Origin of the sequence: uncultured Nisaea sp. (assembly GCF_963974195.1) — a bacterium.
GTDB lineage: Bacteria > Pseudomonadota > Alphaproteobacteria > Thalassobaculales > Thalassobaculaceae > Nisaea.
Genome location: NZ_CAXBDC010000051.1, coordinates 15,451 through 32,445 on the forward strand (window position 1 = coordinate 15,451; position 16,995 = coordinate 32,445).

19 protein-coding genes are annotated in these 16,995 nt (G+C 63.3%); 11 read left to right on the plus strand and 8 right to left on the minus strand.

Annotation, left to right across the window (positions count from 1 at the left end; genetic code table 11):
- Positions 1 to 58 precede the first annotated feature (58 nt).
- The 7 genes from AAC126_RS12620 (at position 59) to AAC126_RS12650 (ending at position 7,245) form a co-directional block, all read left to right on the plus strand.
- Complete coding sequence (locus AAC126_RS12620) at positions 59 to 448, plus strand: LysR family transcriptional regulator (RefSeq protein ID WP_339853850.1); 390 nt, start codon at positions 59 to 61, stop codon at positions 446 to 448.
- Positions 449 to 516: 68 nt separating this feature from the next.
- Positions 517 to 1,314 carry a molybdate ABC transporter substrate-binding protein gene (gene modA, locus AAC126_RS12625; RefSeq protein ID WP_339853852.1) on the plus strand — a complete coding sequence of 266 codons (798 nt, stop codon included), beginning with the start codon at positions 517 to 519 and terminating at the stop codon, positions 1,312 to 1,314.
- 7 nt (positions 1,315 to 1,321) lie between these two features.
- The gene (modB, locus tag AAC126_RS12630) at positions 1,322 to 1,999 is read left to right on the plus strand and encodes a molybdate ABC transporter permease subunit (protein ID WP_339853854.1); all 678 of its coding nucleotides are present in this window, start codon (positions 1,322 to 1,324) and stop codon (positions 1,997 to 1,999) included.
- Positions 2,000 to 2,006: 7 nt separating this feature from the next.
- Positions 2,007 to 3,143 carry a molybdenum ABC transporter ATP-binding protein gene (gene modC, locus AAC126_RS12635; RefSeq protein ID WP_339853856.1) on the plus strand — a complete coding sequence of 379 codons (1,137 nt, stop codon included), beginning with the start codon at positions 2,007 to 2,009 and terminating at the stop codon, positions 3,141 to 3,143.
- A gap of 110 nt (positions 3,144 to 3,253) precedes the next feature.
- On the plus strand, positions 3,254 to 4,270 hold the full coding sequence (locus AAC126_RS12640) for a Fe(3+) ABC transporter substrate-binding protein (RefSeq protein ID WP_339853859.1): 1,017 nt from the start codon (positions 3,254 to 3,256) through the stop codon (positions 4,268 to 4,270).
- A gap of 85 nt (positions 4,271 to 4,355) precedes the next feature.
- Positions 4,356 to 6,053: an iron ABC transporter permease gene (locus AAC126_RS12645; RefSeq protein WP_339853861.1), complete on the plus strand. Its 1,698-nt coding sequence runs from the start codon at positions 4,356 to 4,358 to the stop codon at positions 6,051 to 6,053.
- A gap of 22 nt (positions 6,054 to 6,075) precedes the next feature.
- Positions 6,076 to 7,245, plus strand: coding sequence for an MFS transporter (locus AAC126_RS12650; RefSeq protein ID WP_339853863.1), 1,170 nt, complete (start codon positions 6,076 to 6,078; stop codon positions 7,243 to 7,245).
- Between the two features lie 29 nt (positions 7,246 to 7,274).
- Here the strand turns inward: AAC126_RS12650 and AAC126_RS12655 are convergent, their stop codons facing one another.
- Together AAC126_RS12655 and AAC126_RS12660 are read right to left on the minus strand one after the other, a co-directional pair.
- A complete protein-coding gene (locus tag AAC126_RS12655; RefSeq protein ID WP_339853865.1) occupies positions 7,275 to 7,757 on the minus strand; it encodes a VOC family protein in 483 nt (160 codons plus the stop codon).
- A gap of 44 nt (positions 7,758 to 7,801) precedes the next feature.
- Positions 7,802 to 8,155, minus strand: a complete 354-nt coding sequence (locus AAC126_RS12660) for a DUF1428 domain-containing protein (RefSeq protein ID WP_339853866.1) — start codon at positions 8,153 to 8,155, stop codon at positions 7,802 to 7,804.
- A gap of 111 nt (positions 8,156 to 8,266) precedes the next feature.
- Between AAC126_RS12660 and AAC126_RS12665 the strand changes: the two genes are divergently transcribed.
- Positions 8,267 to 8,707, plus strand: a complete 441-nt coding sequence (locus AAC126_RS12665) for a MarR family transcriptional regulator (RefSeq protein ID WP_339853867.1) — start codon at positions 8,267 to 8,269, stop codon at positions 8,705 to 8,707.
- Positions 8,708 to 8,760: 53 nt separating this feature from the next.
- Here the strand turns inward: AAC126_RS12665 and dusA are convergent, their stop codons facing one another.
- The 3 genes from dusA to AAC126_RS12680 all read right to left on the minus strand — a co-directional run bounded on the left by dusA (position 8,761) and on the right by AAC126_RS12680 (position 11,812).
- The gene (dusA, locus tag AAC126_RS12670; protein WP_339853869.1) at positions 8,761 to 9,765 is read right to left on the minus strand and encodes a tRNA dihydrouridine(20/20a) synthase DusA; all 1,005 of its coding nucleotides are present in this window, start codon (positions 9,763 to 9,765) and stop codon (positions 8,761 to 8,763) included.
- Positions 9,766 to 9,877: 112 nt separating this feature from the next.
- Entirely contained in the window at positions 9,878 to 11,215 is a 1,338-nt protein-coding gene (locus AAC126_RS12675; RefSeq protein ID WP_339853870.1) for a PepSY domain-containing protein, read from the minus strand.
- Positions 11,216 to 11,404: 189 nt separating this feature from the next.
- On the minus strand, positions 11,405 to 11,812 hold the full coding sequence (locus AAC126_RS12680) for a hypothetical protein (protein ID WP_339853872.1): 408 nt from the start codon (positions 11,810 to 11,812) through the stop codon (positions 11,405 to 11,407).
- Positions 11,813 to 12,117: 305 nt separating this feature from the next.
- On the opposite strand from AAC126_RS12680, the gene AAC126_RS12685 reads away from it, so the two are divergent.
- The gene (locus AAC126_RS12685) at positions 12,118 to 13,080 is read left to right on the plus strand and encodes a pirin family protein (RefSeq protein ID WP_339853875.1); all 963 of its coding nucleotides are present in this window, start codon (positions 12,118 to 12,120) and stop codon (positions 13,078 to 13,080) included.
- Positions 13,081 to 13,103: 23 nt separating this feature from the next.
- Here AAC126_RS12685 and AAC126_RS12690 read toward each other — a convergent pair whose 3' ends face one another.
- Entirely contained in the window at positions 13,104 to 13,514 is a 411-nt protein-coding gene (locus tag AAC126_RS12690; RefSeq protein ID WP_339853877.1) for a hypothetical protein, read from the minus strand.
- Positions 13,515 to 13,647: 133 nt separating this feature from the next.
- Between AAC126_RS12690 and AAC126_RS12695 the strand changes: the two genes are divergently transcribed.
- Complete coding sequence (locus AAC126_RS12695; RefSeq protein WP_339853880.1) at positions 13,648 to 14,445, plus strand: helix-turn-helix transcriptional regulator; 798 nt, start codon at positions 13,648 to 13,650, stop codon at positions 14,443 to 14,445.
- Between the two features lie 56 nt (positions 14,446 to 14,501).
- Positions 14,502 to 14,966: an NUDIX domain-containing protein gene (locus tag AAC126_RS12700; RefSeq protein WP_339853882.1), complete on the plus strand. Its 465-nt coding sequence runs from the start codon at positions 14,502 to 14,504 to the stop codon at positions 14,964 to 14,966.
- Positions 14,967 to 15,054: 88 nt separating this feature from the next.
- Here AAC126_RS12700 and AAC126_RS12705 read toward each other — a convergent pair whose 3' ends face one another.
- Both AAC126_RS12705 and AAC126_RS12710 read right to left on the minus strand, forming a co-directional pair.
- On the minus strand, positions 15,055 to 15,951 hold the full coding sequence (locus AAC126_RS12705) for a DMT family transporter (protein ID WP_339853884.1): 897 nt from the start codon (positions 15,949 to 15,951) through the stop codon (positions 15,055 to 15,057).
- Positions 15,952 to 16,030: 79 nt separating this feature from the next.
- The gene (locus AAC126_RS12710) at positions 16,031 to 16,855 is read right to left on the minus strand and encodes an AraC family transcriptional regulator (RefSeq protein WP_339853886.1); all 825 of its coding nucleotides are present in this window, start codon (positions 16,853 to 16,855) and stop codon (positions 16,031 to 16,033) included.
- Between the last annotated feature and the right edge of the window lie 140 nt (positions 16,856 to 16,995).

A 16,995-nucleotide genomic window follows, 5' to 3' on the forward strand; every position in this document is an offset into this window, starting at 1 on the left:
TTGACGGGTTTTCGATTTTGCCGGTGTGCCCCGGAGAACTCCGTGGCAGAGTCCCCCCATGAAAGCAGGAAACAAAACCCTCGGTCCACGCCTTCGCGTCGTGCTGGACACGAATGTCGCCATCGGCCCCGGTCAGGTGGACCTTCTGGAAGCCATCGCCGAGACCGGATCGATCAGCAAGGCCGGCCGCTCCATGAACATGAGCTACCGCCGCGCCTGGCTGCTGGTGCAGCGGATGAACGCGCATTTCCACTCCCCTCTGGTGGAAACGGCCAAAGGCGGAAACAGCGGCGGCGGGGCACGGCTGACCGCGCTCGGTGAGGATATCGCTGCCTGTTACCGGCAGATGGAAGCCCGGGCCGCCGAAGTTCTGGAACCGGAGATGGAAAGACTGCGTGGTTTGCTGGCCAGCGACACGGAAGACAAGGCGGATTCGGCTGCGTCTTGACGAAAGCGTTATATCCAATGATATATAACGCTCCTTCCGCGCCACCGCAGCACATCACTGGACCGATCATGAAACCGCGATTTTCCGGGCGTTTTACGAAACATACCCTGATCCTGCTGGCTGGCTTCCTGGCCGGCATCTCCGGGGTAACATCCGTCCAGGCCGACGAAGCCACCATCGCCGTCGCCGCGAATTTCGCCTCCACCGCTGACAAACTGGCCAAGGCTTTCAAGGCGGAAAGCGGCGATAAAATCGTGATTGCCAGCGGCTCCACCGGACAGCTCTATGCCCAGATCCAGCAGGGCGCCCCGTTCGACGTCTTTCTTGCCGCCGATCAGGCCCGCCCGGCATTGCTGCACAAGGATGGCACCGCGACGCAGCCTCCCTTCACCTATGCGACCGGCCGTCTGGCACTCTGGAGCACCGACCCGGCAGCCATTCCGGAAGACGGCGCCGCCTTCCTTGAACTGGCAGAGGCCGACCGTATTGCCATCGCCAACCCGAAGCTGGCTCCCTATGGCATGGCGGCGAAGGAAAGCCTGACCGCTCTCGGCCTCTGGCAGACCTATGAGAAACGCATCGTGATGGGACAGAACATCGCCCAGGCATTCCAGATCGTGGCTGCAGGCGGCGCACCCGTCGGCTTTGTCGCCCTGTCGCAACTGCTGTCCGCACCGGAGAATCTGCGTGGCAGCCACTGGACGGTTCCGGTCGATCTGCACTCGCAGATCCGGCAGGACGCGGTGCTGCTGAAACGCGGTGCCGGCAATCCTGCCGCTGAAGGCTTTCTGGCCTTTCTGACATCCCCCACCGGCTGCACAACCATCCGCGATGCCGGGTATCAGCCGCCCGGCGCCTGCAAATGAGCCGCAAATGAGCCCCGGCGATCTTTCCGCCATTCTTCTGACGCTGAAGCTGGCCGGCGCCACTTCAGTCATCCTGATCCTGATCGGCACCCCGCTTGCCTGGTGGCTGGCCCATACCCCGTCGAAGCTGCGCTGGATCATCGAGCCCGCCGTCGCCCTGCCACTGGTGCTGCCGCCGACCGTGCTCGGCTTCTATCTGCTGATCCTGCTTGGACCGGCAGGTGCCATCGGCGGCGCCTGGGTCCAGCTCACCGGGGAGACCCTGGCCTTTTCCTTCTCCGGGCTGCTGATCGCCTCGGTGATCTATTCCCTGCCCTTCGCCGTGCAGCCGCTGCAGACCGCGTTCCAGTCGGTCGGCACCAAGCATATGGAAGCGGCGGCCACGCTCGGCGCCTCCCCCCTCGACGCTTTCCTGACCATCGCCTCCCCTATCGCCATCCGGGGCTATTTCACCGCCGCCGTCCTGACCTTTGCCCATACGGTCGGCGAGTTCGGTGTGGTTCTGATGGTCGGCGGGAATATTCCGGAAAAGACCCGGGTGATTTCCATCGCCATCTTCGAGCATGTCGAAACCCTGTCCTACGACGAAGCCCACCGGCTCTCGGCAGGCCTGCTGATCTTTTCCTTCCTGGTGCTGATGGCGGTGACGATCCTGCACCGGCGGGCACCGGTGCGGGCGGGATGACCCGGCCATGCTGATCCTGCGCGGTACGATCCGCCTTCCCGAATTCACCGCCGAGGTCGATGTCACGGCACCGATCTCCGGCATTGTCGGCCTGTTCGGCCCGTCCGGTCACGGCAAGACAACGCTGCTCCGGATGGCCGCCGGTCTTGAACGCGGTCATGACGCCTATGTCGAGTATGACGGCGAGGTCTGGCAGGACGACGCCAACGGCATCTTCGTGCCGCCGCACCGCCGCCATCTCGGCTTTGTCTTCCAGGATGCGCGCCTGTTCCCGCACCTGACGGCAGGGGGCAATCTGGACTACGCCGCCCGGCGGGCAAAATCCGGTCGGGCGGACCTCACCCAGGATCAGGTGATCGAGATTCTTGATCTCGGACCATTGCTGCACCGGAGGGTCCAGGACCTGTCCGGCGGCGAGACACAGCGCGTCGCCATCGGCCGCGCACTCGTCTCCCGCCCCCGGCTCCTGCTGATGGACGAGCCGCTTTCCGCTCTCGATCTGCGGCGCAAGATGGAGATCCTGCCCTATATCGAGCGGCTGCGGGACGAGATGGACCTGCCGGTACTGTACGTCACCCATTCACTGGATGAATTGAGCCGGCTGGCCGATCACGTGCTGCTGATCCGCGACGGCAGCGTTGTCGCCGAAGGCGCCGTGCCGGAGGTGATGCAGCGCATGGATCTCGGTCCCATGCTCGGCCGGTTCGAGGCTGGCGTGATTGTCGAGGGACCGATCGTCGCCCATGATCCGGCCTATGCGATGACCGATCTCGCCATCGGCGACCAGATTTTGCGCATGCCGGGTATCGATGCGGAATTGGGAACAATCGTTCGTATCCGTATCCGTGCCCGTGACGTCTCCATCGCCATCGAGCAGCCGGCCGGCCTCAGCATTCGCAATGCCCTGCGCACCCGGATCACGGAGATCTTCGAGGAAGACGGCGCTTTCGCGGAAGTGCTGATGGATCTGGAAGGCACTGGCCTGCGCTCCCGCATCACCCGGGAAAGCGTGGACAGGCTCGGCCTCGAACCCGGTATGCCGGTTTTCGCCCTGATCAAGAGCAGCGCGGTTGACCGGCGCCTGATTCCCGGCGGCGGCAAACGCAGCCGGGACAATAAAGATGGAGTCATTCCAAACACATAAAGAGCGCGTGAACTCGCCATTTTGACGGGAAACCTGCTTGACCCTGGAAAGCTGTATCCGCGATAATTGGGAATGATAGTAATTCTCATTAGAAACTTAGGGGAAACACCGTGACGATAATCAAGAAGCTGGCACTGGGGTTACTCGGCTCGGCCTTCCTTTCCGTCTCCGGCGCGCAGGCTGCCGAAGAGGTAAATGTCTATTCCTATCGCCAGGAATTCCTGGTGAAGCCGTTGTTCGACGCCTTCACCAAGGAAACCGGCATCAACGTCAATGTGATCTTCGCCGAAAAAGGCCTGATCGAGCGGATCAAGGCGGAAGGTGCGAACAGCCCGGCCGATCTGATTTTCACCGTCGATATCGGACGGCTGAACGATGCCGTCGATGCCGGTGTCACGCAGCCCGTGACCAGCCCCGCCCTGGAGAAGAATATTCCCGAGCATTACCGCCATCCGGATGGCCTCTGGTATGGCATGACCACACGCGCGCGCATTATCTATGCCTCCCGCGACCGGGTGAAGCCGGGTGAGATCACCTCCTACGAAGGTCTGGCCGATCCGAAATGGAATGACCGGATCTGCACCCGCAGCGGCAAGCATGTCTATAACGTGGCCCTGATCGCTTCGATGATCGCCCACCACGGCAAGGAAAAAGCCGAGGAATGGCTGACCCACGTGAAGGACAATCTGGCCCGTAAGCCGCAGGGTAATGACCGGGCACAGGTAAAGGCGATCAAGGAAGGCGAATGCGATATCGCCGTCGGCAACCATTATTACTACGGCAAGATGCTGCACGATCCGAAGCAGAAGGCCTGGGCCGATTCCGTCTATCTCGTCTTCCCGAACCAGGAAAATCGCGGCACCCACGTGAATATTTCCGGTGTCGCCATGGCGAAATCCGCGCCGAACAAGGCGAATGCCATCAAGCTGATGGAATTCCTGAGCGGTGAAGGTCAGCCGCTTTATGCCGAGCAGAACTTCGAATATCCGATCAACCCGACTGTGCCGTGGCTTCCGGAAGTGAAGTCCTGGGGCGAGTTCAAGTCGGACACGCTCAGCCTTGCCGAAGTCGCCGAGTTGCGGAAAGAAGCCATCAAGATGGTGGACCGGGTCGGCTACAACGATTAAACGCCTGACATTCGGAACCTGGGGCTGTAGCCCTGAGCCGGGGCCCGCGCCAGTGCGCGGGCCTCTCGGCGTTTGAGGAGTCCTGATGGACGAGATGGTGAACATGACCGGACACGGCATGGCACGGTCGCGGCGCCAGAGCGGCGGCATGCCCTGGCTGGTGGCCGCCCTGACGCTGGCCGGTCTGGTTGTGGCACCGGTCGCCGTGCTGGTCTGGATGGCCTTCTTCCCGGAAGAGAACATCTGGCCGCATCTGTTCTCCACCGTTCTCGGCACCTACGTTTCCAGCACCCTGATCCTGATGGCGGGCGTCGGCATCTCGGTCGTGGTGATCGGCACCGGGACTGCATGGCTGGTGGTCAGCTGCCGCTTCCCCGGCCGCCGGATCTTCGAATGGGCGCTGCTGCTGCCGCTTGCCGTGCCCGCCTATGTCATCGCCTACACCTATACCGACCTGCTTGAATTCGCCGGTCCGCTCCAGGTCGCCCTGCGTGCCGTTTTCGACTGGCAGACCAAGCGGGATTACTGGTTCCCCGATATCCGGACCATGGGCGGTGCCATCTCCATGCTGTCACTGGTGCTCTACCCTTACGTCTATGCCATGGCCCGCGCCGCCTTTCTGGAGCAATCGGTCTGCGTGCTGGAAGTCAGCCGGACCCTTGGCTCCGGCGTCTGGCGCGCCTTCTTCTCCGTCGCCCTGCCGCTTGCCCGGCCTGCCATTGCCGTAGGCCTGACACTCGCCCTGATGGAGACCCTGAACGATTTCGGGACCGTCGATTACTTCGCCGTGCGCACGCTCACGCGCGGCGTGTTCGATGTCTGGTTCTTCATGGGCAATCCTGGCGGCGCGGCGCAGATCGCGCTGGTCATGCTGCTGTTCGTGGTCGGTCTGATCTGGGTTGAGCGCCGGTCCCGCGCGCGGCAGCGTTTCCATCACACCTCGACCCATGTCCGCGCTCTGCCGGGCTATCATCTGACGGGAACGAAGAAAGTCCTGGCCGTAACCGCCTGCGCCCTGCCAATCCTGCTTGGCTTCGTGGTTCCCGCAGGCGTGCTCGGCTATTACGCGATCGGCTATTTCGAGCAATCCTGGACCCCGGAATATCTGCATTACACCCGGAACAGCCTGGAGCTCGCCGCCGTCAGCGCGCTTGTGACCGTTTCCGCCGCCGTGCTTCTGGCCTATGCCGTCCGCCTCAACCCGGCCCCCGCCGTCCGTATCGGGGCGCGGCTGGCAAGTGTCGGCTATGCGATCCCCGGCGCGGTTCTGGCGGTCGGCATTCTGATTCCGGCGGGTGCGCTCGACAATGCGGTCGATGCGGTCGCGCGGGCGCATCTCGGCTTCAGTACCGGCCTGCTGCTCAGCGGCACCTCCGCAGCGCTGGTCTTCGCCTACATGGTGCGTTTCATGGCGGTCTCCTTCGGCGCGGTCGAATCCGGGCTTGGCAAGGTGACACCGAATATGGATCTCGCCTCCCGTGCCCTCGGACACGGCCCCTTCTCGACCCTGCGCAAGGTGCACCTGCCGCTGATACGGGGCAGCCTGCTGACAGCCATCGTGCTGGTCTTCGTCGACACCATGAAGGAACTGCCGGCGACGCTGGTACTGCGCCCGTTCAACTTCCAGACGCTTGCGACCTATGTCTACCAGTACGCCTCGGACGAATTGCTGGAACAATGCGCGCTGGCGGCTCTCACCATCGTTGCCGCGGGCGTGTTGCCGGTGATAGTCCTGAGCCGCGCGATATCCGCTTCCCGGCCCGGGCATCGCCGCTCCGCCTGAGGCTGGTATCGCGAGACGGCAAATGAGTGCTGACGCTGCAATCTCCGCAGCGGAACGCCGGAACCTGTTCTTCCGGCTGTCCGGCTTCTACGGCACCTTCTTCCTGTTGTTCGGCGTGTTGCTGCCGTTTCAGCCGGTCTGGCTGGACAGCCGCGGGCTGAGCCCGATCGAGATCGCCTCGATCATGGCCGCCGTTTTCTGGGTGAAGATGATCTCCCATCCGCTGGTGGCCCATATCGCCGACCGGCGCGGCCATGGCCGCTGGCTTTCCATCGTGCTCGCCATGCTCTCGCTCGGCACGTGCCTCGTGCTTACCGGCGCCACCGGCTTTTGGCCGATCGCCCTGCTCTGCGGCCTGTTCGCCGCGCTCTACAATCCGATCCTGCCGGTGATGGAGAATATCGCGCTCCGCGTGGTCCGTGACGCAAAGCTCGATTACGGCCGGGTCCGGCTCTGGGGTTCCGTCAGCTTTATCGTCGGCACAACGGCCACGGGCGCCTTCCTCTCCGGACGCGATCCGGGCTGGATCATGTGGATCGCGGCCGGTGCCGTCGGCACGATCCTGCTTGCCTGCTGGGGCATGCCGGAACGCGCGCGCCCCGCAACGACAAGCCGCAGCAATCCCCTCTCCCTGCTGGCCCGGCCGGACTTCCTGCTGTTCGTCGCCACCGCCGGCCTGCTGCAGGTCAGTCATGCCGTCTATTACGCCTTCGGCTCCATCTCCTGGCGCAATGCCGGGCTGGACGAAAGCATGATCGGGTTCCTGTGGGGCATCGGCGTGGTCGCCGAGGTCCTGCTGTTTGCCTTCGCAGGGCGGTTCTCCCGCAAAATCGGCCCGCTCGGCTTTCTTGCTTTCGCTGCCATTGGCGGCCTGATCCGCTGGCCGCTCACCCCGCTGACAAACGATCCGGTGCTGCTGGTGCCCCTGCAATGCCTGCACGCCCTCACCTTCGGAGCCGCGCATCTGGGCGCCATGGCCTATCTGACACGGGCCATTCCCGACCATCTCGGCGCCACCGGTCAGAGCCTCTATTACGCGCTGACCGGTGGTGTCCTGATGGGCCTGATGATGCCGCTTGCCGGCATGATGTACGAGGATTTCGGCACCGCCGCCTATAATGCCATGGGCGCCTGCTCGGCTCTTGCCCTGCCGGGACTGTTCATCCTCTGGCGGATGTCGCGCGAGGCCTGACGCGGTGCCGGCGCAATGCCGCGCTTACGTCACGCGTCTTCCGCCGCCGCGTCCAGCGCCGCGATGTCGATCTTCTGCATCGTCATCATCGCCGCCATTACCCGCCGGGCCTTGTCCCGGTCGGGATCGGCGATCAGCTCAATCAGCCGCTTCGGCGTAATCTGCCAGGAATGCCCCCACCGGTCCTTGCACCAGCCGCAATCACTCTCCTTGCCGCCATTGCCGATAATGGCCTCCCAGTACCGGTCGGTCTCTTCCTGACTCTCCGTCAGCACCATGAAACTGACCGCCTCGTTCGGTGTAAAGGTGGAGCCGCCGTTAAGCCCAATGAACGGCCGTCCAAGCACCGTGAATTCAACGGTCAGCTCACCGCCTTCCTTGCCTCCGGGATAATCGGCCGGGGAATTATTCACCCGGTCGATATGGCTGTCGGGGAAAGTGGCGGCATAAAACGCGGCCGCCTTTCCGGCTTCATCATGGTCGAACCACATACAGGTGACGATGTCAGTCAAACCCGTTTCCTCTCATCTCAGAGCCTCGGTCAGCCGGTGGCACGCTATGCTTCGAACACTTTCGCGAACCCGCCGAAGATCATCCGCTTGCCGTCGAACGGCATCGGGTTATTCGCAGGGTCCATCCGGGGATCCGTCATCATCTTCTCCATCCCTGCCTCGCAAACCTCCCTGGAAGGCCAGACGATCCAGCCGAAGACAACCGTCTCGTCATCCTTCTTCTGCACCGCCATCGGAAACGAGGTCACCTCGCCATCCGGCACATATTCGCCCCATGCCTCCACAACATTCAGCGCACCGGCTTCCTTGAGAACATCAGCGGCCGCCTTGCAGTGATCGATATATTTTTGCTTGTTGGCAATTGGCACGGCCGTAACGAATCCGGTCACATAGCTCATCGGTTCTCTCCCTCGAAAAAGCCGAAGGCAGCACGCACATGCAGCTGCCTGTATAATGTTGAGGATGGTTCTTGATTTATATGTTGATGTCAACATAATTGGAAAATGAGTATGCGCGCCGATCTGCCCATTGAAGTGACCCGCGAGGTAAGGGATCGCTGCCTTTGCCTGCATATCCAGCGGGCGGCGCGGGCCATTGCCCGCCGGTTCGACGAAGCGCTCCGGCCTTACGGGCTGACGAACGGGCAATATTCCTTGCTGATGTCCCTGAACCGTCCGGAGCCGCCACGCATGGGAGACGTCGCCCCGTTTCTGGCGATGGACCGGACCACGCTGACGGCAAATCTGAAACCGCTGGAACGCAGGGGACTGGTCGAAGTCAGCGTGGACCCGAAGGACCGACGCGGGCGTCTGCTTGCCCTGACCGATGCCGGGCGCAACCTGCTGCTCGCGGCCCTTCCCGTCTGGCGCTCGACCCATGATGAAATCGACACCCTGCTGCCAAGCGGCGATCCGGATGGCCTGCGGGCGGAACTGATCGCGCTGTCCTGAGTTAGATCGGGGCCTGAGTTAGATCGGGGCCTGAGTTAAATCAGGACCTGAACTCAGGCCGCCTGCCGCCTCGACACCAGCTCGGCCGCCTCGCGGATCAACTCCGGGCGAGCATCGTCGCGAAAGGCATTTTCCGACAGATGGCGGCGCCAGGCGCGGGCACCGGCGCAGCCCTGGAACAGCCCGAGCATATGCCGTGTGATGCTCTTCAGCGGCACGCCCTCGGCCATGCGGCGCGCGGCATACTCCACCATCGCATCGGCCACATCCCACGGGGTGAGCGTGCTTTCACCCGCACCGTAGAACCGGCGATCGGCATCAGCCAGCACCCACGGCGTCTGATAGGCCGCGCGGCCGATCATCACGCCGTCCACATGCGCGAGCTGCGCTTCCGCTTCGTCGAGCGTGGCAATACCGCCATTGATCGAGATCTGAAGCGCGCCGAACTGCTGTTTCATGGCATGAACCAGCGGATAGTCCAGCGGCGGCACGTCCCGGTTTTCCTTCGGGCTGAGCCCCTGCAGCCAGGCCTTGCGGGCATGCACGATGACATGCCGGCATCCGGCATCCGTGACCTGACGAATGAAATCCGGCAGCACCGCCTCCGGCTCCTGATCGTCGACGCCGATGCGGGATTTCACGGTCACGGGGATGGACACGGCTTCGCTCATCGCCGCGACGCAACGGGCCACCAGATCCGGCTCCCGCATCAGGCAGGCGCCGAAGCTGCCGGACTGCACCCGGTCGCTCGGGCAGCCGACATTGATGTTCACTTCCGCATAGCCCCAACCCTCGGCCATGCGGGCACATTCAGCCATCGCGTCCGGCTCGCTGCCGCCAAGCTGCAGCACCAGCGGGTGCTCGGACGCGTCATAGCGCAGGAAGCGTTTGGCATCGCCATGCAGCAGGGCGCCGGTCGTCACCATCTCGGTATAGAGGACGACATGCCGGCTGATCTGCCGCAGGAAATAGCGGTCATGCCGGTCGGTCCAGTCCATCATCGGGGCGACGGATATGCGATGAAGCTGCGGCAAGGAATCCACGTCCGGTTGTTGCATTCCGGGCTTCATATCGCACGGAACGGGCCATTTCCAACCGAAAACCCCAATTGTGCGCGCGGATCAGCCTCCCGCAAACCGGGGCCGGATCACCGGCCCCGGTCTAAAAGCGTCAGGACAGCGCCCGGGCAAAAGGCCGGATATGCCGCAGGATCAGCGTATCGAAGGCCAGAACCGCCAGCAGCGTCAGCCCGGCCAACGGGAAGGCCATGGAGACGCCCAGCATCACGGCCATGGCTCCTTTCCAGTGCGGCAAGTTCGCCGGGACCGGCGGCGCGACCAGGCGACCGGCACCCGCTGGACGCCGCATCCACCACATCACCAGTCCGCTCACCGACAGGAAGATGACCGACAGGCAGAACAGTGTGTTCAGCACAAGGTTCCAGAGGCCCATGTCGCCTTCATGGAAGGCGATCCCCACGGCCATGCCCTTGCCTGCCAGCGAATAATCCGCAAAGCGGACATCGGCGAGCATCTTTCCGGTGTAGCGATCCACATGCACTGTACGGTCCGATGTCGGATCCGGGGAATCATTGCTCATGGAATCCTGTGACAGCGTCCAGACGCCGGTGTCGGAAGATGGATAGAGCACCCGGAACCGGCCCTCATATCCGAGCGCGCGGCCGAAAGCGGCAATGCTGTCGACCGTGACAGGCATCCCGTCAGGAAGCCCCCGCAGCCCCGCATCGGAGCCGGAAGCAGGCATCGGCGTCTGCTCAAGCGCCCAGGGCACATCCTTCGTCGCGCCATGATTCATCGACGCGTGCGTTGCGTCCGACAGGGGCACGTTGTTCCATTTCTCGGCCGGGAAGGTGCTCCAGGCCTGCACGAACTTGCCGCCCCAGATACCGGTCCAGGAAAGCCCGGTCAGCAGGAACAGGCAGAGGATCAGCGCGACATAGAACCCGATACTCCGGTGCAGAGATTTCCACAACAGACGCCCCCGCGCGGACAGATCGGGCAGCAGAGTGCGGCCCGCACCGGTTCCCGTGCGCGGCCACCAGAGGTAAAGCCCGGTCACGATTAGAACAAAGCCGAGTCCTGCCGCAATCTCGATCAGCCGGTCCCCCGTGTCTCCCAACAGCAGGCTGCCATGAATGTCCGTCAGGAAATCGTACCAACCATCCCGGCGCGACCAAACATCGAGCACCGCGCCGGAATAGGGATCGACGGCGACCATGGACTGCGCGTCCCCGGAGGCCACCCTGAAGACCGATGCCCGGTCGTCGCCGGACGGGCCGATCCACTCGACAAGCCGGCCGTCCGCGACTGCCCCGAGTGCGGATGCGGATTGTTCGGCAATTGTCAGCACGGGGCCGGACGGCGTGACGGCAATATACTCTCCGTCCCGGCCATCGAAACAGGCGATGTACATCATGCAAAGGCCGGTGATCGCCAGCATGATGAGGAAGGGAGCGACATAGAACCGGCATAGAAATGCCAGCGCCATGCCGCCGCGTAATAATGTCCGGAAGCCGTTCCGGATGCAGCAGGGGTGCCCCCGCCGGATGACGGTGTTTTCATGATCTCTCCAATGGCGGAAACCCGGACCGTGCCCGCGTGCGTCGCCAAATCGAATACCGAAGTCAGATGGAATAATGCTGTTGATGCCCGGCGCGGCAGGCGCGCGGATGGGGCGTCAGGCGGCGAAAGCCGGTGGCCCTCTGGGCGGTGCCGTCGGCGGGAAAGCCTGCATCGTGCGCGTTTCAGGGGCACGGACATGCAGGGCCGCGGCACTCTCGCGCCGGCACTCGACCAGCGTGAGATCCGGAGCAGGCAGCATTGTCGCCGCGATCCGGCAGAACTCGCAAACGCCCCGGCCGGTATCGCCATGCTTGCCATCACCATCGTCATCAATAGCGAGGCAAAGCGCCGGAAGAGTCCCATCGGGCAGAGCGTAGGTGGTCAGATCGGGTGTCGCGGCATGTGGAAGCCCGGACGCTCCGGGCAGTACTGGCTGATGAGCCAGAACGGCAAGCGCCAGCGACAGGGCGCATAATGCCCTGACGACCAGTCCCAACCCGTTTTTACCTGCCCGCATCAACACGATTGCGTCATTCCCCCAATCAGCGCGCGACGATTACCCAGCACACCACAGGATGCAAGTGCATTGATTGCCGCATATGCGCCTGACTTCAGATCTCGTCATCCGCTTCACCATCGCTGTGCGATGTCACCGCCTCCAGCGGCACCATCCTTCAACCATCGCCATTCTCTTTCCGGTGAACATACCGGAGCCGGAGCCTGCAACACGGGCAGAAACAGAAACGGATTGTTTTCTAATCCCCCCTCGTCCGACAGCCTGAGCGCTACAATCTCTGTTATCTCCAAACGGCAACAAGGATACGTCAGATGAGCTGGAGCCCCTGCCCCGACCCCACCCTTGGCGACAGCGCCTCGGTCGATGCCGTCGAGACCGTGATTGTCCCGCGCGCCGTCGATCTCGGCGAAATGACAGTGCGCCGTGCCTTGCCGAGCAGAAAGCGCCAGATGGTCGGCCCCTTCATCTTTTTCGACCAGATGGGACCCGCGGAATTCCTGACCAATCAGGGCATCGACGTGCGACCGCATCCGCATGTCAATCTGGCCACCGTCACCTATCTGCTGGAAGGTGAAATCCTGCACCGGGACAGCCTCGGCACCGAGCAGGCAATCCGCCCCGGCGCGGTGAACTGGATGAAGGCGGGCACCGGCATCGTGCATTCCGAACGCACTTCCGATGCCCTGAAGCAGAGCGGCCAGCGCCTGTTCGGCCTGCAAACCTGGGTCGCCCTGCCGGAAGCAGAGGAGGAAACCGCCCCGGCCTTCCTGCATCATGGCGCCGGCGATATTCCCGTCATCACCGATGGCCCGCTCTCCCTGCGGCTGATCGCGGGCGAGATGCAGGGCGTGCGTTCTCCGCTCAAGACCGCTTCCGAAACGCTCTATGCCGATGTCAGCCTGGAACGCGGCGGCCGCTTTCAGGTCGAGGCCAGCCATGAGGAACGCGCCCTCTACATCCTGTCCGGTGCGCTTTCCGTGGACGGCACCGAGCATGGCGACGCGGCATTGCTGATATTGAGAAGCGGCGTTCCCGTGGAAGTCCGGGCAACGGAGTCCGCCCGCTTCATGCTGTTCGGCGGCGAGCCTATGGAAGGGCCGCGCTATATCTGGTGGAACTTCGTCTCTTCCCGGCTGGAGCGGATCGAACAGGCGAAGGAGGAATGGCGTCAGGGACGGTTCGATACCGTGCCGGGCGACGAGGAGGATTTCATCCCCCTGCCGGAAGACAGAACCAAACCACGCAAGGCAATCGGTGGCCGCGCGTTCGCATAAGCACGCGGCCACCGAAAACCGTTTCAGGCTTCGCTGAAAACACCAGCACGCCGCCGCCAAAGGGCAATGAGCTGCAACTCGGCGAACAGTCCGACGGCAATCGCCTGCGCGATCACAAAGCCGGTGCCCAGCGCCGTCGGCTGCACCCACGGCCCGAGCAGGAAGATCGCGCTGGCGACAACCCAGAGGGCGTTGGCCGAAATAATCGCCCAGACCACGGGCACGGGCGGCGCCTCACGCGTTGCCGCCCAGCCGACGAAAAGAACAAACGGTATCAGGACGAGGCCCGCCGCACGGAGAAACGGCTCCGGCAGGCCGAAAGGCACGGCCAGCAGGCCCGCGCCCTCAATCAACAAGAGAGTGGTAACAGCACTCGCCACGGCGTCCAGGATCAGCACCGCCCGCAAGGCTCTCGGAGAAGACAAGGCTTTCATGATCAGGCTCCTTTTTCCGACCGCTCCGGCAGAGCTTGCCGGCGCGTCGGGCGGACCGTGGGCCAGCCGGAACCGCTTCTCAATTAACTGAGAGGTAATTGTTTCGCCGCCCGCCCGCTTTTAAGCTCTTCTCATGAACCAGCAGATCATGCCCGTCGGTGCCCAGCTCCGCGGCTGGCGCCAGCGCCGCCGGATGAGCCAGCTCGACCTCGCGCTGGAGGCCGATATTTCCTCCAAACATCTGAGCTTTGTCGAAACCGGACGGGCCAAACCGAGCCGCGAGATGATCCTGCATCTTTCCGACCGGCTCGCGGTGCCGCCGCGCGAGCAGAACATCCTGTTGCTTGCCGCCGGATACGCCCCGCATTTCCCGGCCAGACCGCTGAACGATCCGTCCCTCGCCGCCGCCCGCAAGGCAGTCGAGCTTGTGCTGACCGGGCATGAGCCCTTCCCCGCCCTGGCCGTCGACAGGCACTGGACTCTGGTCAGCGCCAACCGGATGATCGGCCCGCTTCTGGCGGCAGTCGCACCCGCCCTGCTGGAGCCGCCGGTGAATGTGCTGCGCATCGCCCTGCACCCGGACGGGCTGGCACCGCGGATCAGCAACCTGCCCGAATGGCGCCATCACCTGCTGCATCGCCTGCGCCAGCAGATCGAGGCGAGCGCGGATGCGACCCTGATTGCGCTGATGGACGAGCTGGAAAGCTACCCCGCACACGCCTCCACCCCACCCGCACGGCAAACCGATTACGGCGGCGTCGCTATCCCGCTGCAGCTTGAAACACCGGCGGGACTGCTCTCCATGTTCAGCACGGTAACGGTCTTCGGCACCCCCATCGACATCACCCTCTCAGAGCTCGCCATCGAGGCCTTTTTCCCGGCGGACGAAAGCGCGGCCGATATTTTGAAAAAGATCGCCGAGACCACCTGAACTGCATCACTCTGTCTGTGCTTTTACCCACCACATTTCATGATCAGGCTCAACCAATGCACACTTGGCGACCGTCACAGAGGATTGAAGTCAAAGCGCTCGGCCTCGCCTGGCGGAACGGTCTCCTCCTGGCGAGCGAAATCCAGAATGACGATGGCAGCATCAAAGGCGTGCGACCGCTTGGCGGGAGGCTGGAATTCGGCGAAAGCTGGCGGGATGCGCTGGTGCGGGAATTTCACGAAGAACTCGGGGTATCGGTTCAAATCGTTGGAACCCCGGTGATCTTGGAAAATATCTATACTCATCACGGTGTCGTCGGGCATGAGGTTGCCTTTGTGTCCAACATTGCCTTCCCGGATGACGCCTATTCTGATGACGGACCGATAGAATATCTGGAAGATAATGGAGCGCCCTGTCGCGCATCCTGGTTCGACGTGAACACGCTGGATTGTGGCGGTCTGGAACTCTACCCGACTGGGTTAAAGAGCATCCTTCAAGACGGTACGATGAAGCCTGATTGATGAACGACCGCCTTTGGCAGGACGAATAGGTTGTCCGGCTCTTAAGGGTGGGAAGCAGACAGAAGTGCGGCAAGGACAAGCTTCGTGCTCAGCGGTGGCGCTCAACGGCAAGGCCGAGAAATGTACCCCCAACGATAAGGCCCGCACCGATCAGCGCGGTCGGGGTCGCCGGTTCGGACAATAGCGCCCAGGCGAGCGCAAATCCGAAAAGCGGCTCCGTTCCCATCAGGAAACTGACGCGCGTGGGGCTGGTGCGCCGCACCGCCGCGTTCTGCACATAGAAGGCCCCGACAGTGCAGAAAAGCGCCAAGAACGCCACCGCGGCCCAACCGCCGATATCTGCCTCGACCAGCAACCCGGCCGGTCCCGATTGCCCCAGAATCACCGCCATCGTCAGGCCCGCGACAGTGGCGGCCTGTATAGCGGTCAGCGCCGCTGACGAGAGACTGCGGCCATGCATCAGCCGCTTGGTCGAGACCACCATAACCGCGCGCAGGCCCGCGGCGCAGAGGACAAGCAGGTCTCCTGTCCCCAATGTCCCCATGCCTCCCGAGAGAACCATGACGCCGGCAACCGCCACGACCGCTCCGGCGATCACCCCGGCCGGCGGCGACCGTCGCTGCAGCCCGAATTCGAGGAAAGGCGTGAAGATCGTGCAAAGCGAGATGATGAGCGCGGTGTTCGTCGCCGAGGTCATGGACACGCCCCAGGTCTCGGCAAGGAAGATCGCGAACAGGATGCTTCCGAGGAGCGCCCCGGCAAGAAGGTCGTCCCGTCGGATCGCCCGGAGATCGCGGTGTGCAACGGCCGTCATGACAAGCGCGGTCAGGGCGAAGCGGTAGAAGATCAGCAGCAGCACCGGCATGTAGGCCAGCGCCCCCTTGGCGACGGGATAGCTCGCGCCCCAGACCAACGCCACGCCGAGCACGGCAATATCCGCCCAGAGTGCTGTCCGCCCCGCCTTGAAACTCTCCGATGCCGCCATCTTAGTCCCCGCTGTCCGTATCGATATCTCTGCGGGGTACCCGATCCGGGAGGGAGCACTATAGAATGAAAACGCGGTGTCAGCGTCGAAGGTAGGCGGCGGGGGTAATGCCGACGATGGCGCGGAAATGCCGCCCCATATGGCTCTGGTCCGCGAAGCCGGTCTGGGCGGCCGCCGCAGCCGGCGACAGGCCTTCATGTAGCAGGCGCTTCACGTTCCGGATTTTTCTCTGCAGATGCCAGGCATGGGGCGGAAGGCCGGTCGCGCGGCGGAAGGCGTCGATGGTCTGCCTGCGCCGCAGCCCGGTGACGCGGCACAGATCGTCCAGCGAGACATCCTCCTCGACGTGGCTGTCGAGGTAATCGATCGCATCGGCGATACGTTCCCGGCGCTGTAGTCGGGGCTCCGACACATCAGCCCCGAGTTCGCGCAAAAGCGCGCCCAGCAGCGTATCCAGCGCCACGTCCCGCGAGAGTGTCTGCTCCGAGCTGTGCAGGACCTCGTGCAGGGCAGCGAAGCGGCGCGCCAGATGCGGGCGCGCATGAAAGGCCGCGCCGAAATCCAGTGTGCCGGTCGGCATGCGGCCGGTGATGTCGGCCAAGACCGCCCGCATGCCGCTCTCCGGGATGTAGATCATCCGCTGCTGCCAGCCGGTGTCGGCGCCCGCCCCGCCATAGTGAATATCGCCGGGCCTCATCGTAACGACAGAGCCTTGCGGCACCTGGTGCATTTCACCACGGCACCATACGGCATGCACGCCGCCGTCGATCACACCGAAAAGGTACTCGTCATGGGCGTGGGGTTTGAAGGTCTGCCTCAGGTAGCGCGCGGAAAGGGTTTCGATCCCGAAGAACTCCGGTCTGGCCCGCAGAGAAACCTCTTCCCTCCGTCGCTGCAGCCTCACTTGTTTCAAGACAAGACATCCGTACCTGTTAACCTGTCGATGCATAGTCTCCGGGAGGCAATCCGGTCAAACATTCCTGTGCCGAGAAAGGACAAAGGCCGCTTTGGGTCGCCTGTTGCCAAGATGAGCGCGAAGGCATT